Source organism: Lacipirellula limnantheis, assembly GCF_007746075.1.
Taxonomy (GTDB): Bacteria; Planctomycetota; Planctomycetia; order Pirellulales; family Lacipirellulaceae; genus Lacipirellula; species Lacipirellula limnantheis.
Window position 1 is genome coordinate 1 of the sequence record NZ_CP036340.1, and the last position, 19628, is coordinate 19628.

19 protein-coding genes and 1 pseudogene are annotated in these 19628 nt (G+C 57.3%); 11 read left to right on the forward strand and 9 right to left on the reverse strand.

Annotated elements, in window-relative coordinates; all coding sequences use genetic code 11:
- Positions 1–1515, forward strand: coding sequence for a replication initiator protein A (locus tag I41_RS26670; protein WP_145436544.1), 1515 nt, complete (start codon positions 1–3; stop codon positions 1513–1515).
- Positions 1516–1598: 83 nt separating this feature from the next.
- A complete protein-coding gene (locus I41_RS26675) occupies positions 1599–2492 on the forward strand; it encodes a hypothetical protein (protein ID WP_145436546.1) in 894 nt (297 codons plus the stop codon).
- A gap of 113 nt (positions 2493–2605) precedes the next feature.
- Here I41_RS26675 and I41_RS26680 read toward each other — a convergent pair whose 3' ends face one another.
- On the reverse strand, positions 2606–2866 hold the full coding sequence (locus I41_RS26680) for a hypothetical protein (protein WP_145436548.1): 261 nt from the start codon (positions 2864–2866) through the stop codon (positions 2606–2608).
- 650 nt (positions 2867–3516) lie between these two features.
- Between I41_RS26680 and I41_RS26685 the strand changes: the two genes are divergently transcribed.
- Both I41_RS26685 and I41_RS26690 read left to right on the forward strand, forming a co-directional pair.
- Positions 3517–3840: a hypothetical protein gene (locus tag I41_RS26685; protein ID WP_145436550.1), complete on the forward strand. Its 324-nt coding sequence runs from the start codon at positions 3517–3519 to the stop codon at positions 3838–3840.
- Positions 3841–3967: 127 nt separating this feature from the next.
- Positions 3968–4732, forward strand: a complete 765-nt coding sequence (locus I41_RS26690; protein WP_168207188.1) for a bifunctional DNA primase/polymerase — start codon at positions 3968–3970, stop codon at positions 4730–4732.
- Positions 4733–4735: 3 nt separating this feature from the next.
- On the opposite strand, the gene I41_RS26695 is transcribed toward I41_RS26690, so the two are convergent.
- The 6 genes from I41_RS26695 to I41_RS26720 all read right to left on the reverse strand — a co-directional run bounded on the left by I41_RS26695 (position 4736) and on the right by I41_RS26720 (position 10109).
- A complete protein-coding gene (locus I41_RS26695) occupies positions 4736–5218 on the reverse strand; it encodes a putative toxin-antitoxin system toxin component, PIN family (RefSeq protein ID WP_145436554.1) in 483 nt (160 codons plus the stop codon).
- Positions 5215–5547 (reverse strand): hypothetical protein, encoded by a 333-nt coding sequence (locus I41_RS26700; RefSeq protein ID WP_145436555.1) that lies wholly within the window; start codon positions 5545–5547, stop codon positions 5215–5217. Before I41_RS26700 ends, I41_RS26695 begins: the two co-directional genes overlap by 4 nt.
- Complete coding sequence (locus tag I41_RS26705; protein ID WP_145436557.1) at positions 5544–6089, reverse strand: hypothetical protein; 546 nt, start codon at positions 6087–6089, stop codon at positions 5544–5546. Before I41_RS26705 ends, I41_RS26700 begins: the two co-directional genes overlap by 4 nt.
- 131 nt (positions 6090–6220) lie before the next feature.
- On the reverse strand, positions 6221–6682 hold the full coding sequence (locus tag I41_RS26710) for a hypothetical protein (RefSeq protein WP_145436559.1): 462 nt from the start codon (positions 6680–6682) through the stop codon (positions 6221–6223).
- On the reverse strand, positions 6675–9719 hold the full coding sequence (locus I41_RS26715) for a methyltransferase domain-containing protein (RefSeq protein ID WP_145436561.1): 3045 nt from the start codon (positions 9717–9719) through the stop codon (positions 6675–6677). Before I41_RS26715 ends, I41_RS26710 begins: the two co-directional genes overlap by 8 nt.
- Positions 9720–9770: 51 nt before the next feature.
- Positions 9771–10109: a hypothetical protein gene (locus I41_RS26720; RefSeq protein WP_145436563.1), complete on the reverse strand. Its 339-nt coding sequence runs from the start codon at positions 10107–10109 to the stop codon at positions 9771–9773.
- Between the two features lie 1816 nt (positions 10110–11925).
- Here I41_RS26720 and I41_RS26725 point away from each other — a divergent pair.
- On the forward strand, positions 11926–12624 hold the full coding sequence (locus I41_RS26725) for a hypothetical protein (protein ID WP_145436565.1): 699 nt from the start codon (positions 11926–11928) through the stop codon (positions 12622–12624).
- Positions 12625–12819: 195 nt separating this feature from the next.
- Here the strand turns inward: I41_RS26725 and I41_RS26730 are convergent, their stop codons facing one another.
- A complete protein-coding gene (locus tag I41_RS26730; RefSeq protein ID WP_145436566.1) occupies positions 12820–13134 on the reverse strand; it encodes a hypothetical protein in 315 nt (104 codons plus the stop codon).
- A 556-nt stretch (positions 13135–13690) separates the two neighbouring features.
- Here I41_RS26730 and I41_RS26735 point away from each other — a divergent pair.
- From I41_RS26735 to I41_RS26750, 5 genes and pseudogenes are all read left to right on the forward strand, one after another.
- On the forward strand, positions 13691–13948 hold the full coding sequence (locus I41_RS26735) for a hypothetical protein (RefSeq protein WP_145436568.1): 258 nt from the start codon (positions 13691–13693) through the stop codon (positions 13946–13948).
- A gap of 1246 nt (positions 13949–15194) precedes the next feature.
- Positions 15195–16373 carry a diguanylate cyclase gene (locus I41_RS26740; protein ID WP_168207190.1) on the forward strand — a complete coding sequence of 393 codons (1179 nt, stop codon included), beginning with the start codon at positions 15195–15197 and terminating at the stop codon, positions 16371–16373.
- Between the two features lie 661 nt (positions 16374–17034).
- Positions 17035–17133: pseudogene (locus tag I41_RS28740) on the forward strand (hypothetical protein); the annotation flags it as partial.
- 15 nt (positions 17134–17148) lie between these two features.
- Complete coding sequence (locus tag I41_RS26745) at positions 17149–17574, forward strand: response regulator (RefSeq protein ID WP_391524851.1); 426 nt, start codon at positions 17149–17151, stop codon at positions 17572–17574.
- Between the two features lie 84 nt (positions 17575–17658).
- Positions 17659–18183: a hypothetical protein gene (locus tag I41_RS26750; protein WP_145436574.1), complete on the forward strand. Its 525-nt coding sequence runs from the start codon at positions 17659–17661 to the stop codon at positions 18181–18183.
- Positions 18184–18204: 21 nt separating this feature from the next.
- On the opposite strand, the gene I41_RS26755 is transcribed toward I41_RS26750, so the two are convergent.
- Positions 18205–18519, reverse strand: coding sequence for an Hpt domain-containing protein (locus I41_RS26755; RefSeq protein ID WP_168207191.1), 315 nt, complete (start codon positions 18517–18519; stop codon positions 18205–18207).
- A 491-nt stretch (positions 18520–19010) separates the two neighbouring features.
- On the opposite strand from I41_RS26755, the gene I41_RS26760 reads away from it, so the two are divergent.
- Positions 19011–19454, forward strand: a complete 444-nt coding sequence (locus I41_RS26760) for a response regulator (protein ID WP_145436578.1) — start codon at positions 19011–19013, stop codon at positions 19452–19454.
- Positions 19455–19628: the final 174 nt, after the last annotated feature.

A 19628-nucleotide genomic window follows, 5' to 3' on the forward strand; every position in this document is an offset into this window, starting at 1 on the left:
ATGGGAAGGACGCCAGCAGTAACCGCTCAGGATGAGTTTTTGGAGTATCTCCGTTCCGGACGGGACGAGATGAATCTCCTGGAGCACTCCATTTCGGGCGCGGACAAGAAACCTGATTTGACGACGCGCAGTTTGTCGTTCGTGACGCACGAGCGTCACCCGGAGTCGGGCGAAGCCGTCGAGCGGAGTTGGAAGGTGACCTTCTCGGCGGAGTACGGGCGGCCGACCCCCAAGGACGACGACGTCTTCGTGGCGCTGCTCAAGGTGACGCAGCAGGGGGGCCTGATGGATGCGGTCCCTGCCGAAAGACTCCAGAAACCCCAAGTTCACTTTTCAAGCTATCAGCTCGTGCGGATCCTCGGCTGGCCTGACAATGGCGCTAGCTACCAAGCGATCGACGACGCCCTCAACCGTATCGGCGGCGTCTGGATCGTCGCGAAAAACTATTGGTACGACAACGCCGAGAAGGAATACGTCGACCGCAAATTTGGGATCATTGATGATGTGTATCTCTACGAGCGAGATAAGTATCATCGGGCGCTGAAGAAGGCCCGTGCCGAGGGGCGGGAAAAGCCATTGAGCTGGATCCGCTGGTCAGACGTAATGGCGGAGAGTTTCCAGGCTGGTTACGTCCGCAAGCTCGACATCGAGGTCTACCGTTCGCTCCAACACCCAATCGCCCGGAAGCTCTACCGCTACCTTGGCAAGCAGTTCTGGAACCGCCCGAAACATCGCATTGATTTGCAAACGCTCTGCCACGAAAAGCTCGGCTACCAAACCCGCGAAACTCGCCACGCGCGCCTTCGAGAAAAGATCATGCCGGCCCTGGAGGAACTGGAAGCGAAGGGGATTTACGGACTGACTCACCAGTTCGACGCCGGCTACGGACGGTGCCAGATCCTCTTCACGTCGACCCGGCGAACCGACAAAGCCCGGGGGACGGCGGGCTGTTCGGTGACGCAGCAACTAGTAGCGCTTGGCATTGGACCGACCGACGCTGCCGCCGCCGTGCAACGCCATTCATCCGCGCGAATCGCGGAAGATATCGAACACGTCGAATTTGAAGCGAAGTCGGGTCGCGTGAAATCAAGCAAGGCGGGGATGCTCGCCACGATGCTGAAAGCCACTGAGCCCTGGCCGCGCCCGCAGGGATTTATTTCTTCGGCGGAACGCGAGCGAAAAAAGCAGGCCGCGGCTGAGGGCGACGCGAGAAAACGGAAGCTGGCGGCTGAACGCGAAGCCCGCGAGCGCGAAGCCGAAGAGCGAAACCTCCAGGCGTTCCATGAGTTCATGGCCGCTCTGACGGACGTCGAGCGAGCTGAGTTCGATGAGCGAGCCAAGCGAGTGTTCTTCTACGGCGAGCATTATCGCAAAGCCATCAAGGCTGGCGACGCAGAAAAGCTGGCGAGGTGCCGCCACTCCGCCTGCTACGCCACTTGGCTCGACGAGCAGAAGAAGCCGCAGCTGCAGACATCCAGCGAAGCTCGCGAAGTCCAGAAGTCCATCCGTTTTTGAGTTGTGCGATATGTGGGAAAAGGCTATCGATTGCGTAGTGTACGGCGTTCGCCAACGCCGCCGTCGTCCCGTGAGTTGCACCCATGCCGATTAGCAAAACTCGACCCAAGCACGCCCTGGTGATTCGCAGCTACGCGAAGCTCGAAGAGTTCGCGGCGAAGTTCGCCGAGGGTTATTTCAATTTGCTTATTCTCATCGGTGATGCCGGCATCGCCAAAAGCCAAACCGTGAGAAGAGCAGTGGGCGATCGCTCGCTATGGGTCGAGGGCTCGGCCTCGGCGTTTGGCATTTATCAGGCTCTCTACGAGCACCGCGGGAAGCCCGTCGTGCTTGATGACGTCGATTCGCTTTACACCGACCGGGACTGCGTGCGGCTCCTCAAATGCCTCTGCCAAACTGACCCCGTTAAGAGCGTCTCTTGGTACACGGGCGCCGTCGGTAGAAACAAAGATATTCCGAAACAGTTTGAGACGAGCTCGAAAGTCATCATTGTGGCGAACGAGTGGAAGACGCTTTCAGAAAATGTGCGGGCGGTTGAGAACCGAGGGCACCTGCTTTTCTTTGAGCCGAGCCCGGCCGAAGTCCACCGGAAGGTCGGGGAATGGTTTTGGGACCAGGAAGTCTATGACTTCATGGCCGAGAACCTCCATCTTCTTCCCGGGATCTCGATGCGCCATTACGTCCAAGCGGCGGAGCTGAAGGACGCCGGCATGGAGTGGCTTGATATTCTTCATCGCGAAGGCTTTGCCGAGCGAACGGTGCTCGCGGCAAAAATCAAAAATGACCCGCAGTACCGGACGGAAGCCCAGCGGATTGAGGCCTTCAAGGAGCTTGGCGGCGGGGGACGTTCCACGTACTTCAATCACGCGAAGAAGCTTGTCGGCAAGAAGCGGATTGACGTGCCGCAGGTGAAGCTTTTCGGAAAAAAGCCCGAGGTTCCGAGCTCTCGACAGTTTCGCCTGGTTTCCGGCGAGTGAGGTCCGGCAGAGTTTGCCTAATCGGAAAAGGGGTGGACTCTCGGACTGAAGAGCAAAAACTCAAGCCGGGAAGGTCTCCCGGCTTGAAGCTGCCCTCGCGCGGGCTTGCCGCGTTACTTTGCGGCTTCAGGATAGTTGGAAGTCATCCAACTTTGCAGGCTGGCGACCAGGCCTGCGAGTTCAGCGAGGTGTCTGGCGCCGTAGCTGTTGGAATCCTTGAACGAGTCGCCTGATTTGTACGAGCGACTGATGATCGCAGACGGGAACTCCGTTCCTTCCTTGGTCTTGTTCAAGAACACGCTGCATGACACCGCACCGACTCGGATGCGATGAACTGGTTTGTTCGTTGGCTTCGTTTCATTCTTCTTTTTCATTGTTTCCTCCATAAGGTTTAAACGTTTTTTGCGTTTCCGCACCCCAGGAGGCGAAACCACAAAAGCGTTCCCGTTGGAGGCGCCCGTCGCCTGGTCCGGCAACTAAGAGTGCGTGCTTTGGGCCAAGCAAATGACAGGCGTCGCCTGGCGTGCGGCTTGCGAAAAGCTCCAGCCCGTTGCCGGCCGCGAAGGCCTGGAGAAAAAGCAGCGAACCAAACGAGCCAAGACAACCAGGCAGGCGCCGCCGAGATTGCGGTCCGTGTAGCGTCGGAATGAGACCGGCGGGGAACGTTCGCTGCGGTCATCCCGAGCCGTCATCAGCGCGCGGGCAGGTCTCTCGCGGCATGCCCGAACGCTTTTGCTTGCTGAACGGTGAGGGCTGAAGAGGGGAGCCAACTATCGGAAATCGCTGGCTGCGCCGGCGAGCGGTGCAGGGCGCCGTTGCGGGAACGTTGAGGCTTGAGTTCGCTGCGGAAGAGAGGACAGCGGTTTAGTTGCTTAGCGTTGGCGAAGTGATACTATCTGGGGTGGCTCGGCGGGGGCTTTCGACTGTCTTCAGGCAAGGCAGTGGCAAGCCCAATGCGATGCACGCGGCATGAGGGTTTTCCAAATGGTTTTGCGTGCGGTTTGTAACGTGAAAGGAGCCAGCCTTGGCTACCCAATCGCAGCGTCGAGTTGAGGGAAAGCAGGCAAGCGACAGCGGCCGAAAGCAGCGTCCCGTATGGACGAAGAAAGGCTTTCCGCTGACGGTCGCCGTGTTTGAGTTCCCGATGGAGAACGGACCGCCCAACTTCAGCGTGAAACTCACGCGGTCGTTTCGTCGAGAGGAGAATTCTCCGTGGGAGAATTCCGAATATCTTGGCGGCGGCGATTTGCTCCGAGCGGCGAAGCTTCTCGAAGCAGCGGATGCCTTTGTGCAATCGCGCCTCGAAGCTGAGTACCGCACCCGGAAAGATGAAGGCGAGAGCTTCTAACAAGCCCTCGGCCTGACGTTTTCCACACGACCCTTTTTCGCCCCTCGATACAATGTGCATCGCAGGGGCTCTTTTTTTTGAAAGCTCTATGCGGTCAGAATTTCCCAGCCAGACGACGAGAGACGATGTGTCGCTCGCTGTTGCCGCCAGAGAATATCTGGATCGCGGCTGGCCCGTCATTCCGCTCGTCGGCAAGCTGCCGGCGATTCCGGCCTGGAAAGGATTTCAATCGCGACGACCCACGAGGACTGAAGTCGAGACGTGGTTCTCTGAAGGGACGCGTCCGCCCAGCGGTCTTGGCATTGTGACCGGCAAGCTCTCGCGGCTCGTCGTCGTCGATTGCGACTCGCTGGCAGCGGCGGCCTTCTGGCAGGAACGTTTCCCGAGCTCGCCCTTGGTCGTCGCCACCGGCGGGGGCGGGGTCCATTTCTACTATGCGATGCCCGAGGGCGCGGAGGTGCGAAACCGCGCCGGCGTTCTTGGCAGAAAAATCGATGTGCGCGGAGAAGGGGGCTTCGCCACCGCTCCTCCCTCCCTGCATCCCAGCGGCGTGCCGTATGTCTGGCAGGCGTATGATGCCTCCGCAGTGCTGCCAAGCTTTGACGCGGCCTGGCTCGTCGATGAAACGAAGAGAGTGCGACTGCCGTCGAGTGAGGCAACCGGCCAAGTGCGAAACGCCGTCGCCTACATTCAACGCATCTATGCCAAGGCGGGCGAGGGGGGGCACAACGCCACGTTTCGAGCGGCCTGCAAGCTCCGCGACGCCGGTCTTTCAGCAGACGAAGCACTTCAGGTGCTCATCGATTGGAACGAAACCAACGCTTCTCCACCCTGGTCCGCCGCGGAGCTCGTTCACAAGATTCGATCGGCGTTTGATTCGCTGACCGAGTAAGAATTATTTGGGAGGGAGCGTTGCTGCGAGGAGCTTCAGGACTTCGGGCGGCGTGAGAATCAACAAGCCGGGATAGCGACTGAGGAAGTCACGCCCTTCGCCAGTGGCTGCGTCTCGGAGTGACAGTAAATCCTTGTCGCGCGAGACGATGAGTTTCGCGTCGACGGCGAGGGCCAGGTCGACATAGTGAGCGTCTTTTGGGTCGCGAGGAAACTCAAAGACATGGGGCACGTCGGTCGTCATTGTGGCCAGTTGAACGAGCGAATCGAGGTACTCCGCGACCCGCTCCCTGGTGAATTTGAATTGCGACGCCAGGTGGGGACGGGAGAGGACGTCCGTCAACTCCTCGAGGACGAAAGCCGAGACGAACAGGGTGAGCGACTTTTCGCTCACGGCCTGCAGGAGTTGGCCCGCGGGGCCCGACCCGGAAATAAAGGCCTGGAAGAAGACGTTGCAATCGAAGACGACGCGGTCAGGCGGCTTCATTTCTCGGCCGCTGCGCGTTCTCGCCGCAGGGCGTGCTTTTCCGCTTCGAAGAGTTCGACGGCCTCATCTTCGGTGAGACCTGACGCTTGGAACGCTGTCCGAATCGGCGCCAAAGCTGCGTTGAGCCGACCCAGCGGGTCGAGCTGGCTCGCCACCGCCTCCAGGACAACCGTCTCCGCGGACTTGCCTTGGGACTGGGCGGCCCGAGCGACTTTCTCGGCCAGCGGTTCGGGGATTTCCACATGAATGCTCATTGCACGCTCCTTCATCAAGTTTACGCCACGGCCGAAGCCGTGGTCAAGTTTTATCAAGCGGAGTGGAATGGTCATTTCGAGCCCTCCTCGCTGCTTGGTTGGGCCAGGACCTTCTTTTGCAGCTCGGAGAGCTCGTCGGAGAGAAGGTCGGTGACGTTCTTCCACAGCTCGCGTATCTGCACGGTCGAGGTACTGAGCCACACGGTATCGAGGAGCGACTCTTGTTCGGACCGGAGTTTAAGAATGCGTTGCCCCAGCGGCGCTTGGGAAAGTATCCGCTGGAGTTCGACCTCTTGTTGATGCGCAACGGCCCGCGACCAGTTGGAGTCGGCGTAGTGGACGTAGGCCTTGCGGGGCTTCCCCTCGACCAGCGCCTCCAGTTCTCGTTCGATGGCCGTGACCGCGTTCTTCAGTCTGTCTCGGTCGCGATTGAGGGTCTCCAGTTCGGCGTCGAGCGCCGCTCCGCCGAGCGTCCGAATGGCAGCGTCCCGCGCTCGCTGGGAGGCCGTCTCTAGGAAGGCGGGGTCATGCGTGGCGACAAGCTCCTTGATGGCGCGCTCAATCTTTTGTGCGATGCGTTCTTTCCAGTGCGTTTTCTCTGCAACGGTAATGCTCATGAAGTTCTCCTTGTAGTGCTAAACATTGCAGGCCGAAAGTCGGCCTGAGTGAATGTTGCCATTCGCAAAAGGGATGGCAACTTCACGCGGGGCCGAAGGAGCAGCAACGTTTCTTGGGAACGGAGAAACATTTACTCGCGGAATTTTCCTTCAGGAGGAGCTTTGATTTTGGTGGCTGCAACATCGGCTGAAATCTGTGTGAGTCCCGAGTCGCTGACGAGATAGTACCTGGCTCTGTCGGATCCATTGTCGGCGGTATTGAGTTTGTGGTCTCCTGACCAGTAGCGGATTACTGACCGATAATAAAACGCTTCGTGATTGTTGTCGCAGCTGAGCGGATAAAGATGCGTTCCGTTCTGTCGCAGAATCCAAAGCATCGGCTCGCCCGGATTGTCAGCGAGCGTTTTGGCATCGTGCTGATAGAGGTCGTCGGTGAAGGCGGCGGGCCAACCGACTCGAGCAGCTTCAGCAAGCATGGCTTGAAAGCGACGGTCGTTGGATAAGGCGGCGTCTCGCTTGGTGGTCGTGTCGGGGCCAGGCAGAGTCGCGATGGTAAAGTCGTCGTTTAAGTTCAATGAATGTTGTTTAAGCATGTTCCTCCTTGTTGATGGTTAAAAGTCTTGTGCGAACTCCAGTCTCGCGAAACGCGTCGCGTCCCTGAAAGGCATCTGCGGGCAGCTGTTCGCTGTCGCTGTCCAGCGCTTCCAGCCACTGGCGAAACTCGGACGCTTTCTTGTCGCTGCGGAAAAAAGGCCCTTCGCACACCACGGATACTAGGCGTCCTCCGGGACGAAGAAGTGAGTAGGCGTGCCGAACGTGGTCGATGTCTTGCCCGTTCTCAAAGGGGGGATTCATCACGATGCGGTCATAGCTTCCGGCATGTTCCAAAAAGTCTGAGAACTCCACCGCGTGGCCTTTGGCAGAAAGCACGTCTTCCATCGTCCAGTTGCGTTCGATAGCGACCAGCTCGATGTCTGGGCATTCTTCTTTGAGGGCGTCCAAGATGTCACCTTTGCCGCATGAGGGTTCAAGCACTTTGTGTTGAGCCTCGATGTCGGCAAGTTCTAGCATCCGGTCAATCACGGGGCGAGGCGTTGGATAGAAACCTGGCAGGTCTTTGCCGATGAGCTCGCGTTCGGCAATCTGTACCGGGTCGTCGCCGCGTCGCTCGGCTCTGTGCTCCAGGTATTCCCGCAAGGCGGCACGAAGTTCAGGGAGACTGGTGATGTTCGCCCGAACGAGTCGCTTGTAGTTCTCACTCGCTCCAGCAATTCGCTCGACGTCGATGCCTTGGGCTTTGGCCCGGTCGACAAAGTCAAAGAGTGCGTTGAGCTCGTACTCACGCGAGAACTCGACGTAGTCAGCTGATTTTTCGCTAAGGTATCTTTTGAGCGTCTCGGCAGATTTTTTCACGCCGCTGGTATTGCGGCCGCGAGCGATAGCGTCTTCAAGATTCCTGCGATAAAGCGTGGGGTAGGGAAACTCGACAAAGCGAACCGTGGCCAGTGAGATGGGTTCCTCCTCGATGCGGTCTTGTCGTCGACCGTGGCCGTAGGTTGACTCCTTGTCTTGCTGCTTGACGGCTCGGATGCGTTTCCATTTGGCAAGACTGAGCACCGTGTCGAGTGTTTGAAGCTGCGTTCTGTGGCGGATGCCATCGAGATACTTGGCTTCACCGCGAGAGAGAGCTTCGGCGAGGGAGTGAATCGTGCGGCTCATCGCCTGGTCGGCGTATGCTTGACCACGGACGCCAGCTTGGATGTCGGCTCGACGAGCTGTGTTTTGCAGTGAGTCGTTGCTTCGTTCGATGGTCTCCTCGGCTCGCTCCATCAAATTCGTGGCAAGCTCATGCAGGGATTCTGCGGCCGAAAGTTCTTGGCGTTCCTTTCTTGCTTCAAGCACATCGGAGCGGTCGACGTCGCCGGCGAGGAGCTCGCAAAACCTGTCGGCTTGGTCCTTTTCCAGAAACTGAAAACCAGCGTCGGATTTCTTGAAACTTGAGTACCAGCCGCCCAGTTGTTTGGCTTTGCGGTTGAGTTCATTGAAGGCCTCGCGTTCAACACGCGACTCAAGCTGCACGATGTAGAGCGGGCAAAGTCGCTTGTCGTGATAGCCTTCTTTTCTGACAAACGAGAGCGATTGCAATTCGTCTGCTTGGAACCGCTGGACGGTGCTGGTTGCGGTTTGCTGTGCTCGCAAGTCACGTTGCAGGTCAGCTCGCAGAGCGTCGTAGCGACTCAGCTGCTCGTCAGTGAGTCCGTCTTCGCCCTTGGTCTCGATGACCAAGCGAAAGTCCGCCAGGTTCTGCGGGTCGGCCAGAGCGGCTTCCTTGGCAAGCGATTCTTCCTGCTTCTTTTCAAAGTGGCGGTAGTATTCTCCTGCGGTGAGAGCTTCGACTTTCTTCTTCAGGGCTGACTCGTAGGTCTCCCCCGAGAACGGCGAGTAGGAGACGCTATTGTCGAGCACGAAGTAGTTGAGCATGCCGCGGACGATGCTCGCGGCGCTCTTCTCCTTGGTTTGTCCGCTGCGGACATAGCCTCGCATCCGTCCTGCCAATACGGTCAGTTCCTTCGCCTTGAAGCGAGCGATGAGCTCGGCCTTCACGCTGTCTTGTGAATCCCAAAGCCTTTGGAACTCGGCCTGGTACGTTTCGAAGGGAACTGGTCCTTTGGAGAACTCGGCGTGGAACTTTTTGAAATCATCGAACGTGTAGAGCGTCAACGCCGGAGCGGGGGCTGCGGCTGGGAGGGCGGAAAAGCGGGGCTCGCCCCAACTCGGCTCGATGACGTTGATTGTTTTGGCATCGCGGAGTTCGCGAAGCACTTTGTGAACGGGGTTGTCGAGCGGGTGCTCCGGGTCGTAGTACGGAGCACCAAACTCGTGGCGGAGGTCTCCGGTGGTGAATTCTTTTCCAGGGCGGGCGTTCAGGAACTCGAGAACCTGCTCGGGATTTACGCCGGCGACCGGAACTCGGTCTGCTTCAGTTTGCCCTGTTCCATTGGCATGATTGACCGCTGCGAGGACTTTTGAGAGCGGTTGACCATGGCGGGGTCGTTCTGCCTTGGGCTCTGCGGCCGGGTAGATGCGGCCGACATGAAACCAGCCTCCTTTTTCCAGCGTCTGGTCCCAAGCCACCCGCACTTCCTGCCGGGCGTGGCTGATGCCGATAACCTCACCGACGTGAAAGTTACCGTGCGACATGTACGCTTCAACGGTGTCACCTCGTGTGATGACGAAGCGATGGGCTGGGCCGTCGATGTCATCGACAATCCGGTCAACGGTGATGGTGTCGTGGTCGTGCAGCAGATTGGCATCGGGCCAGCGATAATGGTTCTCCTCGGCGTAGACGATCTGCCTGTCGGGCCGAAGCAGCGGCGAAGCCTTTTTTTCTTGGTTAGCCGGCGGCGGCTCGGAAGTCTTTTCGGCGATGTGCTGGACTTCAGCACTGGGCGGGGCGTCAAAGTCGAGAGTTTTTTGGCGGTCGTACAGCATATGTTTTCTCTTCATAAGGTTCTCCTTGCAAAATGGGGTCATGAAATCGGACCCGTTTTGCAGGGAGAACAAAGTGAACAGGGCGAGTTTACTACGAAGCAAATCGCTACTCAAATTGTTCAGGAGATGGCAGGGCAACGCACCGGGAGCTAAGCGGAGTGCGAAGTCTCCGGCCGAAGCGACAAGCGGTTATGATTTGGATGGGAGGGACGCGACTGACGTGAAGTATTCGATGTGGTCAGGAGCTGCGGAGTCGCGTTTGCGGACGATGGTGCTGACTTCGACCGAATCGTGCAGGAGCTGATAGACGACGATGAATCGCGTTAGCTCCAGAAGGTACGCTGATTCCTCAGAGCACGCCGAAATAGGAATTGCCTGGCTATGGCTGGTGGCGATACCTTCGCTGAGTTCAGCGAGCAGTTCCTGTCGGTACGTGCCGAAGCCTTCAAGAAAGTGCTCGAAGCTCTCATCGGAGCCTTGCGGCGTTTCAAACCGTCTGCCGGCGATGTCTGGATGTATTGTTTTCATGTTTCCTCCGTTGGTTAAAAGTTTTCAGGGGTGGTCCCAAACTTTTACCTACGGAGGATGGGAAGCCTTGCCTGGCCACAAGACGGGGCAGGCTTGCCTGCAAGGGGAATGACAGGCTACGCCTGGCGTGAGCCTTGAAAGACAAGACTACCCGGTGGCCAGAGCGACGAGCGAAGGCATGAAAACTATTCAGCCGGCACGAAGGCGACTGGTGTTTAAGCTACCAAGCTCAAACAGTATTTGATTTTTGCCGCCACGGCGTGGTATACGAGCGGGTAGAGCGGCTTAAGGATACGCCGTTCGACTGTTGGTGCTCGTTAATGCTTATCATCAGTATCCGTCTGGGAAACACACCCGGTAAACTGGTTACCAGCCAGCTAAGGGACGACGGGGTTAACCACCCGTCTATGTGTTTCGCCGGTAGCGCTGACTACATCGAGAGGTGTTCGGTCAGTGCGAAGGAGGCTTCGTTGAGTAATCTCAAAAAACGCTCCCTGCCTTTGTATGGCAGAGAAGACGCTTTGAACTAATCCAACGATTCTATCCTATGGTTCTGTTTCTTTTCTCGTCGCGCGAGGCGGGGCGATACGGACACACTTGCGAAGGTGTTCTTTTGCAAGCCGTCAATGTCAAAGTGGTGAGGCAGCCTTGGGCTGCGTAATCCATACGCGGGGTTCGCTTCCTCTAGTTAGGGGCGTTCAACGTTGTCGGTCGTGGGGAGCCAGGTGCTTGGTGACAAGCCCTGTCGCAGCGTGACTGCTGCGAGTACCGGGGTAAGACCTCGGATGCGAATAGCTCAACCACAAGAAAGGCCCGTGAGGGCTTGACCGTAAGTTTGTCGAGAGTCGATTGCCGAAGATGCGTTCGGGCTGCCATAGCGGACCGGACGTGGGAACAAGCGGATGATTCATCGGTAGGGGGAGCTTCTAGACTCGTACCCCGGAAATCGGATGACGCAAGTCGTCTGGAAAGTAGGACAGCCGGGAGGCTGCACCTAGAATCATATCGCCATGAGGGTCACACCTCTCACCCGCGAGACTCGACAAGCAAAGACATTGGCTAACGTAGGAATCTCTGCTGAGGCCGCCCTGGTAAGGCGGTGCCGCGGCTAGTCGCCGCGGTGTTTCAAATTCAGCAGAGAGGGAGCGTGGGTCAAGTAGAAGTCGCCAACGCTTTGCACGGGAGTGCAAAGGGAAGGCGAGCGGTGACAGAGGGGAAGCCCTCTGACGGTGACGGGAGAGGAACTCCTGTCATTGGTGCGGCAAGGCAGTCGCAACCCGTGCTCGTCGGGCTGGTAACCCGACATCGAAGAGCCGACGAAAGACCTGACTGGCATTGTTGCCAGACGGTTGACTGACGCGCGCGGTCCTCCCCAAAAGGGGAGGTCCGCAGCCGTGTTTCTTGGATGAGAGCTAAGTGGAAAATCGAGTTCTCCCTGGCGGGAGAAGTCCATTTTCAGCGAACAAACGGTGAACAGTCGGCGTGTGCTCTGCACACGACGGGTTTTCATCGGAGGATTGGCAGTCGTGGTTAGCATGAACATCTGGGGGCTGCTGCTAAGAGTTTAGCAGCAGCCATGCCAAGAGATGAGGCTGCTACGCTGCGTGTAAGGTTGGCAAAAACAAGGATGGGTTTTCCATGGAGGTTTTGCCAAGCTTCGGCCCAAGCAGAGCCAATTGCAAGGATTGCAAGGGGCTTCAGTGTTTGGGTCGGAATGGATTGAAAGGTTCGCATCACGGGGAGCAACAATGGATTTGTTGCTCCCTCTTTTTCACAGCGGCTTGTGGTGTGAGTCGCGGCGAAAAGGAGACGTGGTATGAGAAGAGGAGAGTACAAGTACGAGACGACAAGCGTGACGGGATTCGTGCAACGCATCGCGACCTGCCTGCTGCGGCACGGGTACGTGCACTATGTGCAAGGGGAAGTGAAGGAAGGAAAGGACCCTCGCTCCCTCGACGCCAAGCTGCTGACCAAGTACGAGGTGGTGCAGAACGAGCATCGGCGAGCACGACGCAAGGAGCGGGGGCTGGCGAACTTGCAGTACCTCCGGTTCGAGCGGACCTGGGTGCTGCTGGCGACCGAAGGTTCGCATCCGATGAAGAGCGAAGAGAGAAATCAACTCAAAGACATTCGCGAGTCGCCGATTCAAATTGCCGGCTACTCCATCTACTTGAAGCAAGGCGACTGGAAGAAGAAGCGGACCAAGGAAGAACCGTTGGTGCGGGACGACAAGTGGCACGCTCGGGTGCTCATCTCACGCGAGCGGTACAAGGAGCTGCGGGCGTACTTTCTGGAGATAGCGACGAAGCGTCCCGTCGAAGCGTTGTCGGCTGAAATCTACCATCTGCCTTTTGAGTGCTACAAGCCGGTCTGGCGGCAACTTCGCAAACTCATTCGGGTCATCAACAAGAAGCGGAAGGCGGCGGGAATGTCGCCGGTGCCGATGTCCGCCATCCGCTGGCGGCGAACCATCGTCAAGGCGTTCGAGCCGCTCGAAATGGACGATGCGGCCTAGCGGACTATCCCTCGAAGGGGGACTCGCCGCAGCCGGGGCATGATAGTCGCCGCTGTTGGGTGAGGTACTCTCTGCGATACTTCGCTTGCAGTTCGGCGTCGGCCAATTGAGCGGCGTCGCTTGGCAAGTCAGTGGTGCTTGGTGGGGGCTCGCCGGCCGCGTCGCGGCTAGGCTCTGCCCCTGGGTACTCCAAGCTCACGCAGCTAAGGCCTCGGCTTGTCCGGCTTGGTCTCTGGCTTCTGCGTCCGTGATCCACTTCGTTGCCTGGCCAATCACGTTGATCAGCTGAGCTTCGTTTCTGCTGAAGTAGTTCTGCGAGTAACCAGTCTTGCCGGCCTGGTTCTTCCAACTGCGGCTAATACTGTACTCGTAGTAGGGAAAGCCCGTCGTGGACTCGCGTCGCCAAATCATCGCTGCGATTCCTCCGTCACGGATTACGTGCTCCGGACCGTTCTTGGCTCCTTCGCTCTTTTCTTTCCTCTTCGGCTCAGTTTTTGTTTCGATAGTCATAAAGGTATTCCTCCAAATTTAAGTTGAGGCACAATTGTGCCAGAATCCTGAAGCTAAGCAAGTTTTATATCAGGCTAGCAGCGGGTCCATAGAGAGCCCAAGTCGCAACGGAAATTGTTGCGGCAATCGGGAAGGACGTCTTGACTGTGCGACGGCGGTGGAACGAGCTCGGCGGCTTACTGACCAGTGGGCGCTGGACCACAGCCGTCGAAACTCCGCCAGCACGCCATGGCATCCGTCTTATCCGAATTAGTCGCACAGGAGTTGCGCGATTCCGCTAGTTGTGAGGCAGATGATTGCCAGCTCGATTGGTGACGGACTATTCCAGAGATCGCCCTACTGGTTATTGGTGCGCCTTCGTTAACCGCCGAATGAGTCATGCTAGGGCTCGCATTTGCGAAGCAGCATCGCCTGCCGTATCCGTACAACTGATACGCAGACATCATTAGAAAGGGGCGATCTCAAGAACGTCTCTTTAGGGCCGTTGCCGACCTAAACTCCTTTTGGTAGGTCGCTGATCAGGCGATAATGACACACTTATTGGAGGGCGACTGCGATGGTCGATTCCGCAGACTACAGTCAAGCGATGTTCTCGTTTAGCGAGTTCCTATTCTCCTTACGAGGTCAGCACGGCTGCCGATTGCCGGTCTTGGATGAGGCGATGACGGCGCGAATTCCCCGCGAAGCCGTCGTGGACCTCTACGTAAGTGAACATCCAAATTTCAAGCAATTCACCGCCGCCCTTGAGGCTTTAATGGAAGAAACAGTCCTGGTGGACAAAGCGAAGTGGAACAGCAAGCTAGCAGCGATTTAGTCTAGCCAGAGATCGGTCTATTGTCTGAGGTTAGTGAGAGGATCGAATCGATGACACCCACCACTGGAGATACTTCCGCAATCGAACAATGCGGCAGCTGCCAAGCGCGGCTGGCGTTGCGTCTCCCTTCGCTTCGCGCGCCCGCAAGCCCTTGGCTTTGTCGAGGGTGCAGCGCTGCGTTCATCGCCGCTCCTCAACTTCGCGACGGTCGTCCATTTATCGCTGGTATTCGCCCTGGCTGCTACTATGACATTATTCAAAGCGACCGCCGTCACGTCGGCGAATCTATCGCTACGGGGGATGAGTTAGCTCAACTGAATGAATGTTTCAATACGCTGGTGCGTGAAGGCCCTGACTCCCGTCAGCACCCCCGCTATTCCCTCGCGAAGAGAGTGCGAGCGTTACCGCTTACTGACGATTTAAGGGTCGTTGGGCAGCCATTCAATGCCCTCACCGTCAATGTGAGCACAGGCGGCATAGCGATCCTTCAAGCTTGCGCCCCAAGTCACTCGTATCTGGCAATTGACTTTTCCGACACTGCCGCCATGCTGCCTCCCGTGTTGCTGAAGCAACTCCGCGTTAGATCAATTGGTCCCGCCTACGAGGTCGCCGGAGAATTCGTGAGTCGCATTGAGACTTAGCTTGCAAACGCGAGAGCATAGGCTCTCTGTGACCAGCCAGGTCCATGTCCTCGACCCAGGATGGGTGCGCATTACCACGCCTGGGGTCAATTGCAGATGTGGTTGTCGACGGGATGCGGCTGCACGATTTGCGGCCAACCTCGGTTGCGATCCTGATTTACCCGAGTTGAAGCAATCTCGGGTTGTTGATTTGACAATCGCCGCTGCAGACTTATGGTTTGCCGTAGAGAATCGGATTCGTTTCGAATCGCTTAGCGTTTACAACTTATTCCCACTCTCGAATAAACATGATGAGCCTCTTCGTCCTGAAGTTATTGAGCAATCTCGCGCTGGCCCTAGCGAGCATGGCTATTGGGTCGGCGATCACAGTCGTGGTGATTCAACTCCGTCGACGACGTCAGCCAGTTCATCCTACGGATCAGTCTCGCACGGAAGACGCGGCGCGAACGCAAGCCGCTGTTGAGCAGATCAGGCAATTGGCGGTCGACGTTGCCAATGACGTTGGCAACCACAGTGAGACAATGGAAGGGTGGTCGGCGCAACTAGACGCGAGTCGAAGCAGCGGTAAAGCGGGGGTGTTAGAGATTCAATCGCTAGTCGAGGGAATGCTCGATGCTAACCACCAGCTCCACGCGCGGCTCAAGTTAGCCGAGCAGAAAATAGCGACGCAGGCGGAAGAGATACGTACCCAAGAATCGAACGCGAAAACCGACGCGTTGACTGGCCTTGCCAATAGGCGGTTGTTCGACTCCGAGCTGGCCACTGACATCCTCTCGTCATTGGCTGCTGGAGAAGCCTGTTCACTGATCATTTTCGACATTGACCATTTCAAGAAATTTAACGACGCTCACGGCCATTTGGCCGGAGACGAAGTATTGCGGACGGTGGCTGGCGCTGTCGCGAACATCATCCGTAAGCCATATTTGGCTGCGCGATATGGAGGAGAGGAGTTTGCCGCCATCTTGCCGAATACGTCAGCCCAGCAAGCTCGGGCCATCGCTGATCGGATTCGATTCGCGATTCAAGAAACATCCGTGTCATTCGAAGGCAAAGTGCTCAGCGTCACAGCCAGCATCGGAGTGGCGGAAGCGATTGCGGAAGAGCAACCCCGAGATCTCGTGCGACGCGCCGACGAAGCCGTCTATGCGGCCAAAGCGTCGGGCCGTAACTGTTGCTATTGGCATGACGGCCGCCAGACGCTGGCGGTAGCGTCGCTTGCGAAAGAGCCAGCGGCTAAAGGTTCTGCGGCCCCCGCCTGCCGCGTCAAAACCTCAATTGCGGACATCATTGCTGTTCAGGCAGCCTCGCTGCCGGCAGCGAGCGTCGTCATTGATTCCATTCGCGACCGACTAGTTTCGAACAATGGTCCCGAAGGCGCCATTTCCCTACTACACATCCGCCCAAAACAACTGTTCGTATTGAACAGTTATGACGAGCAGCGATCCACTGAGTTGTTAAGCGACTTAATTGCGACAGTCGTGGCGGCGACGCGGCGCGACGCGGACCTTATCGCTTCACTTGGTGACGGCGAATTCCTAGTGGCGCTGCCAGGAATCGGCGAAAGCGCTGCGCGAATCGTGTCGCAGCGGATCCGTACGGCAATTGCTTCGCATTTACTGGCTACCGAGACAGGGACGACTCATCTGCATGTCGAAGTCGGCGTCGTCGAAATGGACGGAAGTATTGAATTGGTAGAGGCGATCGAATTGGCGAAGTACTTGTCGATGCCTGAAGAGTTGGCCTCGAAGGCCACGAAACCAATGGTTCTGGCAGGTAATCCCTAATTATTTGCTGTCGGCAAAACGCAGCGGGCTGCGTCGGCATTTCAGCATGTTTGTCAGGATGGCGCGACTATGCACTGATAGTTAGCGACAAAAAAAACAGACGTCGCGAATCCCGAAGGAGTCGCGACGCCTTGAGCTAGCTCGCACAGTAGCCGCAATCACGGATCCGACTCGGCGGTTCTCTCCTGTGCCGTTGCAGAGGATAGCCGCCTCGCCGCGTCCGGAAAATACCCACCTCCGCATTCTGACCTACACAATCTGCGCGGATGGTAAATGGTATATCGGGAATGGCCGCTGGTTGATCGATGTAAGCCAAATACGATGCTCCATTTAACTCCAACAGTTGCTTCGGTTCGCCCGGACTCTCCGATGAGTGGCAGCAAACGGAGAGTAGGCCACACCCTCAGCTAGGACACTTCGGGGCGCGCCGCTCGTGGGTTGCGCCTAAAACCGAAAAGCATCTTCGTCTCGCAGCTCACCGAGCCTGAGGCCATCGAGACCCATTCGCGGATTGTCTGCGACTGGGAAAAGCCTCGTCCACGAGTAAGAATTCGGAAACCCCGGCTGGGCGAGCTTAGAACCGCCCTGCATGCCGCGGCAAACAATCACTCCGCGCGGCGGCAGCAATTTGTGAAAAACTGCCTATACATCGCGCGGTGGAGGCATCGGGCTTACACTGGTGAAGTCTCTAGTCACGATGCACGGAGGCGAGATTTCAGTCCAGAGCGCCGGCGTCAACCAAGGAACGGAGTTCCAGGTGCGTCTACCCATTGTCATGCTCGGAACTATTGAGGACGTGACTTCGGCCCCCCGGCCGCCTTCGATTTATTTTACCGCATCCAGCCGCCGAAAAGTCCTTGTTGTGGACGACAATCTCGACGCTGCGCGAACGCTGGCCCTGATGGTGAAGATGTTCGACAATGAAGTTCGAATTGCGCACGACGGGGAGGAGGCGATGCTAATTGCCGCGGCGTTTCTGCCGGAGGTGATCTTGATGGATATCGGCATGCCAAAAATGAACGGCTATGACGCCGCTCGTAGTATGCGTCAACAGAAGTGGGGCCAAAACATCACACTGGTCGCACTAACTGGATGGGGGCAAGAGGAGGATAAGAAGCGCGCCATGGAGGCGGGATTCGACCATCATCTTGTCAAACCCGCGGATCCGGCTGAACTTCGGCGCTTGCTTATGCTGGATTGAAGGCTTCGCTGGTCAGCCCTAGTGAAGCATCATGAAAGGTAGTCGGTATAACGCATCGCGACCTGCCTGCTGCGGCACGGGTACGTGCACTATGTGCAAGGCGAAGTGAAGGAAGGAAAAGACCCTCGCTCCCTCGACGCCAAGATGCTGACCAAGTACGAGGTGGTGCAGAGCGAGCATCGGCGGGCACGACGCAAGGAGCGGGGGCTGGCGAATTTGCAGTACGTCCGGTTCCAGCGGACCTGGGTGCTGCTGGCGGCCAAAGGTTCCCATCCGATGAAGAGCGAAGAGAGAAATCAATTCAAAGACATCCGCGAGTCGCCGATTCAAATTGCCGGCTACTCCATCTACTTGAAGCAAGGCGACTGGAAGAAGAAGCGGACCAAGGTAGAACCGTTGATGCGGGAGCGTCGGCCAACTGAGCGGCGTCGCTTGGCAAGTCAGTGGTGCTGGTGGGGCTCGCCGGCCGCGTCGCAGCCATGTTCCGCTCCTTTGGTACTCGAAGCTCGCGCAGCTAAAGCCTCGGCTTGTCCGCTTCGTCTTTTGGCTTCTGCGTCCGTGATCCGCTTCGTTGCCTGGCCAATCACGTCAGAGTGCAAGTCCCCGTAATTCACTCTGAACGCTGAGCGTTCAACGCTTGTCTGCTTCGGGCACCGTGGCCTCGCGGACCGATCGCGCCTGCTTGCAAATCGCGATGAGATCGGCCAATGCTGCTGCAACTTCGGGGCTATTCCTCCGATCGGCGAGCAGCGTCTCTAGGCGATCCGCTGCGACGGAAATTGCCGGGAACCCGTAACTCCCCGCAGATCCTTTGAGCTGGTGGACGCTTCGGTTTAACAGTTCCCAGTCGCCGTCGACAAACGTACGGCTCAAACGCTCGATGCGGGCGGGCATATCGGAGAGATACTGGTTAATCAGATCCTCCAGTTCAGAAAAAGTATTCATGTACGCTGAGTGCCTAGGCGACGGGAAAGTGTCATTTATCGACTTCTCAACACTCATTACACGCCCTTTCAATCTGAATGTTCTCGCTGCAGCCACATTTGCTTTCGGAGCTTCTTTATAACCTAGTACACGCCAGGACGTTTTTACTCTCATTGAAGCGACCTTGGCGAATATTGGCGATCTGGACTGTTCTTGAGCCGATGCCGTCTGCGCGGAAACCGAAATTTATAAAGTTCCATAATGCGCAGTTTCCTGTTGCCTGATCTGCCAGATCGACTCCAACGCATGCTCGTCATGTACTGCGTCGTGAGGTTTATTCGTAGTCAACCGGGACTAACGACGCATCCGCTTGAATGCGGCCACCCGCATTGGCCGCCCAAGGCGTTCCTGCTCCTTCCCGTCGTACGATTGCGCTCAAGAAAGTGCGTTCATGGTGAACCGCTTCTGATTTGCACTGTTTGACTTCGCATACGCAGTAATAAGAGGATGCCGTGGTCGCCGTTAACAACCGGAAAATTAATGTGGTCTTCGTCGAGGACGACCTCGCTCAGGCGAACTGGGTGTCGCGTTTATTGGTAGGTCGCCTCCCGGAGGGAGTCGAACTCCTAACGTTTACCGATTCGTCCGCGGCGTCCGCCCACCTGGGCGAGGAGTGGGTCGATGTGATTATCACTGATCTTGATATGCCCAAGGTCGATGGTCTGACGTTGGTTCGGCGGGCCCGAGAATTCAATCCGCGCGTTCAGGCCGTGATCTTGACGGCCGCCTCGACATCGGCGGCGTTGGTGGATGCGGGCGACATTGGCGTTGCGGACTATCTTCTCAAACCCGTTGATATACAGACTGTTGCCGGATTGATTGAGCAAGCCGCAGAGAGGGTCGATCGTTGGCGGCGCGCTTTGTTGGGAACGATCGCGTTGAAACGCGGCCATTAGAATCCACGAATCGCCGTAAAATACGGCACAGTCTTGAATGTTTAAGGGCGCGCTGCGGCTTTCGGGATGAGTTGCCCAGGGCGGCGAAGGCAAATTATCCGGGTAGTAAAGGTATGAAACATCTGGGCGTTATTCGTGACCTACTGCCAGCTGTAGCTTGCGCGGTTGCCGCTG